The sequence below is a fragment of the Rhodococcus sp. P3_B8 genome, assembly GCF_056402775.1.
The window spans coordinates 1-13,567 of record NZ_JBFUGT010000170.1 but is presented as its reverse complement, the minus strand read 5'-3'; the positions used below and the strand labels follow the sequence as shown (position 1 = coordinate 13,567).

At 63.7% G+C, this 13,567-nt stretch carries 12 protein-coding genes; 10 read left to right on the top strand and 2 right to left on the bottom strand.

Features of this window, described 5'->3' with window-relative positions; all coding sequences use genetic code 11:
- Window positions 1-426: 426 nt before the first annotated feature.
- Window positions 427-1,161 carry a GntR family transcriptional regulator gene (locus AC1D1G_RS31195; protein WP_283352026.1) on the bottom strand — a complete coding sequence of 245 codons (735 nt, stop codon included), beginning with the start codon at window positions 1,159-1,161 and terminating at the stop codon, window positions 427-429.
- 314 nt (window positions 1,162-1,475) lie between these two features.
- Here AC1D1G_RS31195 and AC1D1G_RS31190 point away from each other — a divergent pair, with 314 nt between their 5' ends.
- Window positions 1,476-2,042: a TetR/AcrR family transcriptional regulator gene (locus AC1D1G_RS31190; RefSeq protein WP_283352027.1), complete on the top strand. Its 567-nt coding sequence runs from the start codon at window positions 1,476-1,478 to the stop codon at window positions 2,040-2,042.
- A 392-nt stretch (window positions 2,043-2,434) separates the two neighbouring features.
- On the opposite strand, the gene AC1D1G_RS31185 is transcribed toward AC1D1G_RS31190, so the two are convergent.
- Complete coding sequence (locus AC1D1G_RS31185; protein ID WP_477955057.1) at window positions 2,435-3,805, bottom strand: MFS transporter; 1,371 nt, start codon at window positions 3,803-3,805, stop codon at window positions 2,435-2,437.
- A gap of 472 nt (window positions 3,806-4,277) precedes the next feature.
- Between AC1D1G_RS31185 and AC1D1G_RS31180 the strand changes: the two genes are divergently transcribed.
- The 9 genes from AC1D1G_RS31180 to AC1D1G_RS31140 all read left to right on the top strand — a co-directional run.
- Complete coding sequence (locus AC1D1G_RS31180; protein WP_283352029.1) at window positions 4,278-5,207, top strand: isocitrate lyase/PEP mutase family protein; 930 nt, start codon at window positions 4,278-4,280, stop codon at window positions 5,205-5,207.
- 102 nt (window positions 5,208-5,309) lie between these two features.
- Window positions 5,310-6,599, top strand: a complete 1,290-nt coding sequence (locus AC1D1G_RS31175) for a Rieske 2Fe-2S domain-containing protein (RefSeq protein WP_477955056.1) — start codon at window positions 5,310-5,312, stop codon at window positions 6,597-6,599.
- 68 nt (window positions 6,600-6,667) lie between these two features.
- On the top strand, window positions 6,668-6,832 hold the full coding sequence (locus AC1D1G_RS31170) for a hypothetical protein (protein ID WP_164062506.1): 165 nt from the start codon (window positions 6,668-6,670) through the stop codon (window positions 6,830-6,832).
- A 67-nt stretch (window positions 6,833-6,899) separates the two neighbouring features.
- A complete protein-coding gene (locus AC1D1G_RS31165; RefSeq protein ID WP_477955055.1) occupies window positions 6,900-7,973 on the top strand; it encodes an amidohydrolase family protein in 1,074 nt (357 codons plus the stop codon).
- The gene (locus AC1D1G_RS31160; RefSeq protein WP_477955054.1) at window positions 7,970-9,136 is read left to right on the top strand and encodes an acyl-CoA dehydrogenase family protein; all 1,167 of its coding nucleotides are present in this window, start codon (window positions 7,970-7,972) and stop codon (window positions 9,134-9,136) included. The genes AC1D1G_RS31165 and AC1D1G_RS31160 overlap by 4 nt, the downstream gene beginning before the upstream one ends.
- A 2-nt stretch (window positions 9,137-9,138) precedes the next feature.
- Window positions 9,139-11,220, top strand: a complete 2,082-nt coding sequence (locus AC1D1G_RS31155) for an acetate--CoA ligase family protein (protein WP_477955052.1) — start codon at window positions 9,139-9,141, stop codon at window positions 11,218-11,220.
- Window positions 11,213-11,980, top strand: a complete 768-nt coding sequence (gene phtC / locus AC1D1G_RS31150) for a 3,4-dihydroxyphthalate decarboxylase (RefSeq protein ID WP_283352031.1) — start codon at window positions 11,213-11,215, stop codon at window positions 11,978-11,980. The genes AC1D1G_RS31155 and phtC overlap by 8 nt, the downstream gene beginning before the upstream one ends.
- Before the next feature lie 35 nt (window positions 11,981-12,015).
- Entirely contained in the window at window positions 12,016-12,987 is a 972-nt protein-coding gene (locus AC1D1G_RS31145; protein ID WP_477955051.1) for a DODA-type extradiol aromatic ring-opening family dioxygenase, read from the top strand.
- Window positions 12,969-13,567 (top strand): RraA family protein (locus tag AC1D1G_RS31140; protein ID WP_477955049.1); only part of this gene is annotated, 599 nt, incomplete at its 3' end. The genes AC1D1G_RS31145 and AC1D1G_RS31140, both read left to right, overlap by 19 nt.

Genomic DNA, 13,567 nt, shown 5'->3' with positions numbered 1-13,567 from the left:
GGGCGCCGCTGGCCTCGGGCAGTCGCGGATCGACGGATGGACGGGCCGGGAAAATCACAGGCACGTAGGGCACTGCCGTACCCAGTCGAGCTCAGGAGAGCCCGTGGGAACTCCGGTCCGGACGCGCCGCCTGCGGGCACGGTTGCCGATCCGGGTCCGCTCAGGATGAACCCAACATGGCTTGCTGATTTCTGCAACGGTTGCGGGTGAGGTCCTCGACGGAGCGGTGGGCCACCTGTTTCGGTGCCCGCGTGCATTGCGGAGTGGGATCTGTCGAGACAGTAGGTGCCCACTCGGTCCTCTCGCGCCATTGTGGACCTGTACGGGACATGGTTCTGGACGCCGGTGTCAACGGACACGATGAAGCATGGGCGGGCGGTCAGAACACCGAGGGCGCTGTGGCTATCGAGACAATGAGGCACTAGGTCAGGCCACGGGGGGCGCTGCCACGCTTCCATTCGTGGCGGCTACCTCACGCAGTGCATCGGCAACACGCGCGAGATGACGGCGCATCGCCGCCTCGGCTCGCTCGGGATTACGTGCGCACACTTCGTCGATGATTTCGATGTGTTCGGGCAGCGATACGGCCATACGTCTTGGGTGCAGCGACAACTTGAACTGAAGGCGCACTGGCCGCCCGGTTAGTTGTCCAAGTATCTCACTAGCCGAACGCTGGGCGCTGATGTCCTGAATACGGCTGTGCAGCAGGTGGTTCAGTTTCGAGTATTCGAGAACGTCGCCGGTCGCAGCGGAGGACGTGAGCGCCCCGCGCAGTGCGGTCAATTCTTCGACCTCGGCATCGGTAATGTTCTTTGCTGCCTTCGCCGCGCATAGTCCCTCGACGACCATCCGCACCTCGGTGATCTCGACGGCCTCGTCAAGTGACACCGACCGAACCCGGGAACCGCGGTTCTGGATTCGCTCGATCAGTCCCTGGGCTGAGAGTTCCTGCAGTGCGGTCCGGACCGTGCTTCGGCTGGCATCGTATTGCGCACATAGGTCGGCCTCGACCAGTCGCTGGTTGGGAGCGAAGTCGCCATCAGCGATGGCCTGGCGAATTTGCGCGGTCACGATCGCCTGCTCGCGAATTGTCTTTGCCGGCATCAGGGTCATCTCCGATCGGATCGGCACAAGGTCGTCACCGATATGCGTAGTGGGCATCGCGGCTAGGTCCGCAGGTGTCGCGGGGTCTGCGAAGGCAGAGGGTGGCCGAATGGACCGTGACACATCATTGGCGGACGACCGACTGATCCGCGCCTCGTCAACGGCCCGGGCACGCGGAAGTGCCTTTGCCTAGGCCGTGGTCGGGCGGACAACTCGGGTTGGTGCATGGGTTTTCCTAGGACGATGCTGTACGGGCAAGCGCAGCCGGAAGGTTCCGCTGGAACGGGGTTTCGTTCTGTAGTCATTGTTGCAGGGGACGGCTCAAGACACGAGCAGTTCAAACTGACTAGTTAGTTGTTATGATGGGCGGTATGGCACGGGACGCAGAAGCAACGAAGAAACGAATTCTGGACGCGGCCACGACTGAGTTTTCGAAGTTCGGGATCGCGGGAGCACGTGTCGACAGGATTGCTGCCGTAGCGCAGGCTAACAAGTCGCTGATCTATGCGTACTACGGGAACAAGGACGGCCTCTTCGACTCGGTCTTCAGCAGTCAGGTGGTGGCGTTCACCGACTCTGTCCAGTTCGATGCCACGGACCTGGCAGGTTACGTCGGACGGGCTTTCGATCTTTATGAGGACAACCCGTCGACGCTGAGGCTGGCAACCTGGTATCAGCTCGAGCGGCCCGACGGGGAGCCGCTGCAGTCCATCGCGGCATCGAATCAGTCCAAGCTCGAAAAGATCGCTCAGGCACAGCAGGAAGGGCATTTGCCGACTCAGTACACGGCCCACGAGATTCTTACTATTGTTCGCGCACTTGCCATGTCCTGGCATATCCAGACACCCGAGCTCGGCGCGGTCGCACCCCGGGACAGAGCGCGCCGACGCCAGGTCGTCGTCAGCGCGGTCGAGAACCTCCTCTCGGCCTGCGAGTGAACATCTCGGACTGCGCGCGTTCCGGTGCCTGGAGCCGCCGGTGAGAATTCCGGGAGTGGTGTGGTGGTCACTCGCAGCCCAGGAGGGCGTCCTGCCGGACTGGGTCTGCCGGCTTCGGGATATCCGGAGTCACCGCTGTGGTGCTCAACGACGACGAGGGGTCGTGCCAGAGCCGAACTACGCCATCACGTTGTCCAAACGTGGTCCTAGATATTTTGGCTGTCTGTACTCGCGACGTCGTTGCGATGAAATTTCGTTGCCAGGAAGGTGGTGGCGGAAGTCTCGATATCGCCTTTGCCCTGCAACGACAGGATGTCGAAGGCCAAGCGTCGTGTCGGAACGGATGGATTGTTCGGTCCGACACGACGCCCGGAGCTAGAGGGAGTTGGGCGTCAGCCGACGGGGTCGACTGCGGGCTGGACCGGGCGCTCTCTGGCGGTGTTACGCGCGCTCAGGCTCTTGCCGCTCGATTCCACCGTTGTCCAGACCATGGTTGCCCCGAGAACGGCAACGATCGCGACCATCACAGCGACCCACTGTGYGCCACCGTCCGCGGCGGTGATCAGAGAGGTTGCGATGACCGGGGCGAGGCCGCCGAGGATGGCGCTTCCCTGGTACGAGATCGATACCGCCGTGTAGCGAGACTCGGTCGGGAACATCTCGGTAAGTAGAGCTGCAATCACGGCCTGCATACCGATGGCGACCACTGCGAACACGACGATGAAGGCGAGGAACAGTAGAGCCGTGTTCATGGAGTTGATGGCCCAGAAGAATGGGTAGGCGATCACCACGAGTGTGAGTGCAGCACTGATGTATACGGTGCGACGCCCGACCCGATCGGACAGCGAACCGTAGAGGGGCATGGTCACAGTGGATAGAGCCCATCCGACTGCGAGTGCGGTAAGCACGATGGAGCGGCTGTGGCCGGCGCCTACCGCATAGGAGACCGCGAAGCTGCCGAACAGCGAGGACGACATTGTCGAGGGCAAGCTGGCGAAGAGTCCGCGCAGCAGTGCGCCTCGGTTATCGAGGAGTGATCGGCTCAACTTCACGGATTCGCCTCGTTCGGCGTATGCCACGAACAGGGGACTTTCGGTCACCTTCAGTCGCATGTAAAGACCCACGATGAGGAGTCCGAAGCTCAGCAGGAATGGTACGCGCCAGCCCCACGAGAACAGCTGCTCATCCGGGAGCTGGGTTGTGAGCGCCATGACGAGGGTCGATGCCACACCTCCCGAAGCCATTCCGGCCTGGCCGATCGCTGTGTAGAGGCCGCGGCGACCGTCCGGCGCGTGCTCGGCAGTCATCAGAGCAGCACCGCCCCATTCTCCGCCGACCGAAAAGCCCTGCAGAATACGAAGAAGAACGAGAAGGATCGGTGCGATTGCTCCTACCTGGTCGTATGTCGGAAGAAATCCGATCAGGCCACTGCCGACCCCCATGATGGTCATAGTCATGAGAAGGGTGGACTTACGCCCATAGCGGTCGCCGAGGTACCCGAAGACGACGCCGCCAAGGGGCCGCGCAACATAGCCAGTGGCAAGGATGGCGAAGGATGCCATGGTCCCGAGGGCGGGACTGAGGTTCGAGAAGAACAGGGGGCCGAACACCAAGGCGGCAGCCGAGGCGAAAAGTGTGTGGTCGTAGTACTCGATCGTGTTGCCGAGGTAACTGGAGATGGTTACGCGACGCACTTCCTGTTGGGAGACAACGGTGTTGCCGTGTGCCTGGTCCAGGGGAAGATCGGATGGGTCYCCACTCATTGCTGAATTCCTCTGATGGTTGGTATGCCGTGTGTCTGAAGCAGGTGAGCAGACAGGCGGCCTCGTATCCCGGGGTGTGAGGTTGGTCCTATGATTACCCTCCATGTGACGTGCGTCAATACCTAATGTCGTACCCATTCCAATGGCGGAGTCTGGACCGACAAATGGCGGGTAGCGGGCAGCGATTCGCTCACAAATGGCGGCTGAACTGCGACGAGGTATCGAATAGAGTGGTCGGCATCACACGTTTGCGCCGCCGTGGAACCGCTGAGAAAGTGTGAAATATGTGGCACGTATCGAATAATCATTGAACCAAGGGTTTACCGTAGGGGCACCCGCATGGCTCCACCCCGAATCTTGCTTCTGATCCTGTTGGCGATTGCGAGCGCGACTGCGAGAAAACGAGTTACGGGTGCGATCAGCCGCTGAGCGACTTCGTTGTGCAAGCAGCACAGTGACGTAAAGGTCTTCGGTGGGTGAGCGGCCGGTGATAGCGGACATATCCCATCGATCTGATGCAGACAGGAAACGCGACCCGATGACTCGAATCGACAGAGCCAGCTTTCGACGCCGTCTCGAAGGCAAGGACCCGATTATCGTGCCGTACACGCCGGACGCGCTCACCGCGCGGTTGTGTACGCGCCTGGGCTTCGAGGCGGGCTATCTCGGCGGCGGGGGCCTGGGGTATTCGCTGGCGGTGTCCGAGGCGTTGCTGACCCTTACCGAGCTGGCCACCGCAGTGGCTGCGGTGCGGCGTCGGTCCGCCCTGCCGCTCATTGTGGACGGGGGAGTTGGATTCGGTGATGCCGTTCACCTGACCCGCACCGTGGCGGAACTGGAGCGGGCGGGAGCGCACGCGATCGAGATCGAAGACCAGGTCGCGCCGAAGCGGGTGAGTCATCACCGCCATATCGAGCACCTCATTCCGGCCGAGGAGATGGTCAAGAAGGTACGGTTCGCCGTGCAGGCGCGCGAGGATCCTGACCTGCTGATCATCGCGCGAACCGGGGCGATCCAGAATGAGGGTTTCGATAGCGCCATCGAACGCTGCAGGGTGTATCGCGATGCCGGCGCGGACGCTGTGATGTTGCTTCCGGAGGGGTCCGAACAGCGGGCCCTGATTCCGGAGAAGCTCGACTGTCCGGTCGCCACGTTGACGTCATTGGATCTGCACACCCCTGACGAGTGGGCGGACATGGGTTACGCCCTGGTGATCGACCCCGTCACCGGCCAAACCGCCGCCTGGGCGGCGGTCACAGAGGTGTATCAGCGGCACGCGGAGGGCCGGTCCAGTGGCCGAAATCCCGCGGACGCCTTCCGGATCTGGGAGGAGTTCCAGGATATTGCGGGGCTCGAGGAGTTGTATGCGATCGAGCGCGAAACCACGGAGCCGGGAACGTAAGTTCCGCCGAAATCTATTTGCTCTACCCTCTTGCTAGGAGGTTGGTCCTATGATTAGCCTAATTGATGAAACAACATCCGTTTCGGAAAGTGCGAGGTCCTGATGCTTCAACCTGAACTCAACGAACGACTCAGCCGCGTCGGCAAGGGAACTCCCGCTGGAGAGCTCTACCGGCGGTATTGGCTGCCGGTCGCCGCCGCGACAGAGCTCGACGAGAACCCGGTCAAGCCGGTGCGCATCCTCGGTGAAGACCTGGTGCTCTTCCGTTCGGAGGCGGGAGAATTGGGTTTGGTCACACGGAAGTGCCCGCACCGGGGTGCGTCGTTGGCGTACGGTTTCCCGGACGGGCCAGGACTGCGATGTGCTTACCACGGGTGGCTCTTCGACGGCACGGGTAGTTGCCTCGAACAACCCAATCAGGAACCGGCCTCGCCGCGCCTGCGAGAGCGCGCCTCGATCACCGGCTATCCGGTGCGTGAGCTCGCCGGCCTGATTTTCGCCTACCTCGGTGAAGGGCCCACCCCGGCGCTGCCCCTGCTCGATCTGTTCACGCTCGAGGAAAACGACACGCAGTTTCGGGACATCGGATCGGCGATCRTCCCCTGCAACTGGCTCCAGATCATGGAGAACTCATTCGATCCCACCCACGTCGAGTGGTTGCACGGCAAGTACTTCAACTACACCCTCGAACGTGCCGGAGAGGAGCCGACCGAACTGGCCGGTCACCACATCAAGATCGGCTTCGATCTCGTCGACTACGGCATCATCAAGCGTCGTCTTCGTGAAGGCCAGACCGAGGAGTCCGAGGACTGGCGGACCGGACACCCGGTGTACTTCCCCCACATTCTCAAGGTGGGCGGATACGGACTGCAGTCGCTGCAAATTCGTGTTCCCGTCGACGACACGAACACCCTGCACTTCTGGTACTGCTGGTTCGACGTGGAGGAGAAGTTCTCCCATCTGGTCCAGCAGGTCCGACAGCTTCCTGACATCTACGACGTCAAGTTGCAGAACGACGACGGAACCTTCCGTATGGACACCATCGACTCGCAGGACGCGATGGTGTGGGTGACGCAAGGACCGATTGCGAGCCGCCACGACGAGAACCTCAGCTCCTCGGATCAGGGCATCGCTCTATTCCGGACCCTGCTCCGCAAGCAGCTCGACTCGAACGAGGCGGGCGAACCAGTGATGAACGTGTACGACCCGGCCACCGAAAGCAATGTCATCGAGCTTCCCATGGAGCGTAAGGAACTCGGCTTCGGCGGCGCCTCCAAGGGCAACCCCGTCTCGGCGTTCCTGCGGACCCAGAGCCTGTACAGTCCTCGACTGACCGCGCTCTCGAAACTGATCGATGCCGAGGCGGAGCAAGCGAGCCGAGTCCCTTCATGAGAACCGATCTCATCGAGTTCGCCAGGAATTCCAATCCGAACCGCCAACCCTGCGAACACCCAGGGCACGTGAAAACCGGCAGTATCTGCGCGGTCTGCGGAGAGTGGCTCCCGACCGCAGTGTGCCGGGAACGCGATTGTGGGTGGATCGTGGCCATCGGTGAGGACACCATCATCGCGGCCGTCGAGCACTACCAACAGACCCGCCACCCGGTTCGGGTGTACACCGAATAGCCCCGCCGGCAATCCCGCTACCTATTTCCTTCATCACACAAACTCTTCAAACCAAGGAGCATTGTTCATGCCTCGCAAGGTAATTGACGTACACGGCCACATCGTGGCCCCGTCGGAGCTCTACAGCTACCGTGAGTTCCTCATCGGCACCCGCGGTCACTACGGCCGCCGTCTCAAGGGCTTCTCCGAGGCGCGCGAGGGTATGAGCCACGGCCGGACCGGAGTCATCCCCCCGGAGGAGCTCGAGCACTTCGCCCGCGAGCACATCTCCTGGCTCGACCACGTAGGCACAGACGTGCAGCTGGTGTCGGCCCGCCCGTACAGCCTCATGCACTCGGAGAAGCCGGCTCGCATCGTCCACTGGTGGGCGCAGACGGTCAACGACGCCATCGCCACCCAGTCCGCCTTCTTCCCGGATCGCCTGCAGGGAATGGCCAACCTCCCGCTGGCATGGAACGCCCCGATCGAAGACTGCTTCGACGAACTCGACCGTTGCATGAACGACCTGGGCTTCGTTGGTGTGCTCCTCAACCCCGATCCGAGCGAAGGCCGTGCACCGCAGGAGGTTCCGGGCTTGGGCGACGAGTACTGGTACCCRCTGTACGAGAAGCTCGTCGAGTACGAGGCACCGCTCCTCGTGCACTCCGCCGGCTGCGTGTCGCTGCGTGAGAACCAGAGCCTGCACTTCATCTCCGAAGAGAGTGTGGCTGTGATGTCGCTCGTCCAGTCCGAGGCTTTCGAGCTGTTCCCTGACCTCAAGGTCGTCGTCCCCCACGGGGGCGGCGCGATTCCCTACCAGCTCGGCCGCTTCCGCGGCACCTACTGGGAGGGCACCGGTCGCACCGGCACCTTCGACGAGGCAGTCCGCAACTGCTACTACGACACCTCGCTCTACACCGAGGAGGCGCTGGACCTGCTCGTCAAGGCCATCGGCGCCGACCGGATCGTCCTGGGCACCGAGCGTCCCGGSGACGGCTCGCACAAGAAGACCACCACCGAAGGCTGGGCCGACGACATCGCGGCCGTGCTGCGGGGGCTGCCCGGCGCCGAGGAGAAGGGCCTGGATCAGATGCTCGGCGACACCGCCCTCGAAATCTTCCCGCGCCTGCGTAAGAACCTGGAAGCGGCAGGAGCGCTGTGACCAGCATCCTCGAACCGTCCGTCGACACCGCCGAACGCGACTCACTGATTCAGTTGGTCCGTGATTTCGCGCGCAGCGAGGTCGCCCCTCGGGTCCAGGCGTACGACGAGGCGGAGTCGATTCCCCTCGACCTTCTCCAGCAGATGGCGAGCCTCGGCTTCTTCGGTGGGGTGGTCCCCGTCGAATGGGGCGGTATGGGTCTCGATCACCTGACCTTCTCGATGATCATCGAGGAGATCTCGCGGGTCGATCACTGCCTGGGTGTCTTCATGAGCATGCCGTCCGCCCTCGTCGGCGGCGGCCTGCTCGCCTTCGGCACCGACGAGCAGAAGGAGCAGTGGCTGCGCCCACTCGCCGAGGGCCAGATCTTCGGCGGCGCCGGCGTGACCGAACCGCGCTCGGGCAGTGACGTCGCCGGTACCGAGACGCGGTACAAGCGGACCGGGGACGGCTTCGTACTCAATGGTGCGAAGGCATGGATCACCAACCTCGACAAAGCCTCCTTCTTCGTGACCTTCGCGACCAACGATCCCTCACTGGGTAAGAAGGGGCTCTCGGCGTTCATCGTTCCCGCCGACACGCCGGGTGTCATCAAGAACCCGATGCGCAACAAACTCGGATTCCGGCCGCTGTGCAGCGGTGACCTGGTGCTCGACAATGTCCAACTCGGTCCCGACGCCCTCCTCGGCGAGGAAGGCGACGGCTTCACGGTCGCGATGACCGCCGTCGAACGCGGCAGACTTGCCGTCGCCTCACGTGCGGTGGGACTCGCCCAGTCCTGCCTGGACGCATCGGTGCAATACGCGAAGGAACGCATCGTCTTCGGAAAGCCGATCAGCAGCTTTCAGATGACCCAACAGAAGATCGCCAACATGGCGGTCTCGATCGAGGCGGCCCGGCTGCTGACGAACAAGTGCGCAACCGAGATGGAGACCGGAAGCCGCGCGCGGATCGAAGCCAGCATGGCGAAGATGTTTGCGAGCGACGCCGCACAGGCGGCGGCCACCGATGCGGTTCAGATCCACGGTGCCTACGGTGTCTCCGAGGAATACGGGGTCGCCCGGGCCTATCGCGATGCGAAGGTATTCCAAATCGTCGAGGGCACCAACGACATCCACCGTCTTCTCATCTCCCGTGATGCGATCAACAGGGGAGGTCTGTGACCGTGACCGCAACAGTTCCCCGGACCGGTACGTGGGGTGAATCGAGTACACGCGACCTTCTCGCACCGCTCGAATTGCCCTTCGTCACCAGCGTGCGGGTCACCCACAGCGACGAAGCGATCGAGACGGCTCTGCGTCTCGGCGGGACAGTCGTGCTCAAAGCTGTGTCCGACGAGGTGGTCCACAAGACGGACGCCGGGCTGGTGGAACTGAAACTATCCACCTCGGACGAGGTTCGTGCGGCGTACGAGCGTCTGGACCAGAAGATCTCGGTGCTCGGTCTCGCCGACGCCGGCATCGTGGTCCAGGAGATGGCGCCGGAGGGCACCGATCTGTTCGTCGGATGGAACCGGGACGCCACCTTCGGCCCAATTCTCATCGTCGGGCTCGGCGGAGTCACGGTCGAGTTGTTCCGAGACGTGGCCCGTCACCCGGCGCCGGTCACGGCCGAGCAAGCAGCAACGATGTTGGACTCCCTGGTGTCCTCGCGACTACTTCAGGGGTTTCGCGGGGCGCCGGAGGTCGACACCGCACAATTCTGCGGAATCGTCGCGCGAGTGAGCAGGCTCGCGGTCGAGGCTCCGGAGATCGCGGAACTGGATCTGAACCCGGTTCGAATCCTTCCGGACGGCCGGTGCCTGGTCCTCGACGCCAGCGCAGTCGTCTTGCCTGTGCAGGACTCCACCACTCCCGCCGCCCCCGGACCAGACCTGACCACGCTGTTCCGGCCCCGATCGATCGCCGTGGTCGGTGCCTCTCGGGAACCGGATCGTCCGGGAGGGAAAGTGATTCGGGCACTGCGGCGCAACGGTTTCCGCGGACCGCTGTACCCAGTCAACCCGGCCGGCGGAGAGATCGACGGGCTCCCTGTGGTGCGGGGTATCGACGAACTCGTCGATACCCCGGAGCTGGTGTGCATCGCGCTCCCGGCCTCAGCCAGCATCGCCGCGGTCCGCGAGTGCGTCGCACGAGGCGTTCGCGCCGTGATGGTGTTCGCCTCCGGATTCGGGGAAGTGGGGGCGGAAGGTGCCGCCCTCGACGCCGAACTGCGTGACGCCGTCGAAGGCTCCGAGACGCTCCTGTGCGGCCCGAACACCATCGGGATCGTCAGTGCGCACCACAAGATGGCGGCGACGTTCTCGCAAGCAATCGACAGGTTCCCCGACACCCCGTCGGGGGTCTGCCTCGTCGCCCAGAGCGGCGCCGTCGCCGGCAGCCTCGTCTCACGCGAGATCTCCGACGGCTACAGCATCGGCGACTGGGTCACCGTAGGCAACCAAACCGATCTCGATGTGGCGGACTACATCAGCTACCTCGCAGGTCTCGACACCACGCGATCCATCGCGGTCTTCCTCGAGGGGGTCTCCGACGGTGCCGCCTTCCGCCGGGCACTGCACACCGCACGAGATGCCGGCATCCCAGTCACCGTCTTCAAGACCGGCGTCACCGCTGCCGGCCAACGCGCAGTCGCCTCACACTCCGGTGCTTTGGCCGGCAGTCAAGACGCCTACCGAGCCGTATTGGAGGAGGCGGGCGCCATCCAGGTCGAGGAAATGAGCCAGCTCCTCGAAGTCGCCTCCACTCTCGCGGACTACCCGACTCCACGGGGCCGGCGGGCCGCGGTCATCACGACATCCGGAGGCGCGGGCAGCGCCACCGCGGATCTGCTGACATTGAACGATCTGGACACAGCAGAATTCACCGACGGCACCGCCCAAGCCCTCGCTGGTCTTCTGCCCAAGTTCGCCAGCGTCGCCAATCCTCTCGACATCACCGCCGAGGGAGCCTTCACACCCGGCCTGTTCACCGAGGTCATCGACGTCGTCGCCGTCGATCCGCACGTGGACGCGGTCTGCATCGTCCTCACCAGCATCACCGGCAACGACGCCGTACGGGTCGCCAACGAAATCGCAGCGGCGAGGTCACGTTCGGATGTACCGATCCTCGTGACCTGGCTCGTTGCCCGCCCACTGGCGGAGGCGGGGATGACCACTCTGGCGTCGTCCGGAATCCGGGTCTTCATCGAGCCCGCCCGGATGGCCGCCGCGCTCCGCCACCTGACGAAAGGAACCTCACGTGTCTGACTCCGCCGATATCCGAGCCCTGCGGGAATCCGTTGCGCTGTCCTGCCGGATCCTCGCGGCGACTGGCTGCGTGCGGGAGATCACCGGGCACGTAAGCATGCGTGTCCCCGACAGCGACATGTTCCTCGTCCGGTGCCGCCCACCACACGATCCCGGCGTCCAGTTCACCATCGCCGATGACATCCACATCGTCGATCTGGAATCGACGAACGCTGACCTCCCGGGCGGCTATGCGTTGCCAGGCGAGTGGCCCATCCACACCGAGATCTACCGCAAACGGCCCGATGTGGGTGCGGTCGTCCACGGCCACCCACGGTCGTCCCTGCTCGTCGGAATACTGGGATTGCCGCTGACTCCGACCATCGGGGCTTACGATCCCGGCGCAATGGAACTTGCGGTTCGCGGCGTGCCGATCTACGAACGGGCAGTCTTGATCGACCGCCCGGAGCGTGGCGGGGAGTTGGCCGCCGCGATGGACGACAAGGACGTGTGTCTTCTGCGAGGCCATGGCGTGGTCTCGGTCGGAGCGACCCTGCAGGAAGCCACAGTGCGGGCGATCAAGCTCGAAACCCTTGCCGACCTGACGCTCTCGACCTACGCGATACCCGGCGCCGAACCGGCCGTGCTGACCCAAGCCGACGCCGAAGACGTTTCCGGCTTCGTCAACAGCCGTAAAGCCGCTCTGACCTACGCGGAGTGGACATGGGATTACTACCGTCACTCGCTCGGATCCGCCGCCGACGTGAGTGTCCGGCTGTAAGCCGGACAAATCAACCAGATTAGAAGGGATTGCACATGGCGTACATTGTCGGCGGCGCGGGAGTGTCACACAGCCCGCAGCTGTCAATCGAACCCGGCGGGTGGCGCGCACACGGTGACCTCGAGCAGCCGCATCTGAAGGAACTCAATCTTCCGTCGTCACCACGCACACCCGAAGAACTCGCTCGGGAGATCGAGTTTCGACAGATGGAGGCCCGCCACCAGGCATGCCAGGAAGCGCTCGAGCGCACGCGCGATGAACTGCTCGAGATGAAACCCGATGTCCTCCTGGTCGTTGGTGACGATCAGCGCGAGCTCTTCCTCGACGACATCATGCCGGCGGTCGCGATCTTCCGTGGCGAGTCCCTCGACGATCGTCCCCCGGGAATGGAGGTCTATCCGAAAACCATGGAATCGGCGTATGAGTACTACCACGCCGATGAGGAAGAGACCTACCGCACCGTTCCCGAATTGGGCCAGCATCTCGTCGAGCACCTCGTCGAAAACGGATTCGACATCGCCCAGTTCAGCGAGCAGCCCACCGGCCGCAGCCTCGGACACGCATTCACCTTCATCTACCGCCGGCTCTTCGAGGGATTGCCCCGCCTGCCGCTGGCCCCGATCATGCTCAACACCTACTATCCCCCGAACCAGCCCACACCGCGGCGGTGCGTCGAACTCGGGCAGGGACTCCGCGCCGCCATCGAAAGCTGGGACTCCGACCTGCGCGTCGCTCTCATTGCATCCGGTGGACTCACGCACCCCATCATCGACGAGGGCCTCGACCGGGGTCTTCTAAGCGCCCTCGAACGCCACGACCACGAGRCACTGGCGCAGATCCCGGTCGCAGGCCTGACCGAGGGAAGCTCTGAGATCCGTAACTGGATCGTCGTCGGGGCAGCGCTCGAGGACGCCACCGCCAAGGTCGTCGACTACATCCCCGCCTACCGGTCCACAGTTGGATCCGGCTGCGGCATGGGGTTTTTGACGTGGGCGAGATCGCTGTGAACAGCTACCGTGATCGCCTACTCGACCTCGACGCATGCGTAGTGTCCGATGCCCTCGACACGCTCGGGCTGACCGGTGGGGTCGCAGGGTTACGCCCGGTCTGGGAGGGCAGCCGCACGGCGGGCCGAGTCGTCACGATGCGCACGGTCCCCGCCGACGGACGAACGAGTAGTCGGCATCTAGGTACCGCGGCGATCGAGCGGGCCGACGCCGGCGATGTCATCGTCGTTCAGCAAGAGCACGGCGGCACACCCACCGCCGGCTCGTGGGGCGGGCTGCTCGCCCAAGCCGCCGTCATCAAAGGCGTCGGCGGGGTCATCGTCGACGGCGCCTGCCGCGACGTAGACGAGATCCGCGAACTGAGACTGCCGGTGTCCGCGCTCACCACCGTGCCGTTCACCGCGCGTGGACGCTTCGTCGAGGACAGCGTCGGTGACCCGGTACAGATCCACGGCGTCACCGTCACCGACGGCGACTACGTCATCGCCGACGGCAGCGGCGTCACCTTTGTCGCCGCGTCGGACATCGACAGGGTCCTCACGACGGCCGAACGGCTGGTGGCAAAGGAACGCCTCATGAC

What these genes read in the sequence shown, in the direction of transcription:
- AC1D1G_RS31195 (WP_283352026.1), bottom strand. Translation starts at nt 1,161, where the DNA reads ATGCCCACTACGCATATCGGTGACGACCTTGTGCCGATCCGATCGGAG.
- AC1D1G_RS31190 (WP_283352027.1), top strand. Translation starts at nt 1,476, where the DNA reads ATGGCACGGGACGCAGAAGCAACGAAGAAACGAATTCTGGACGCGGCC.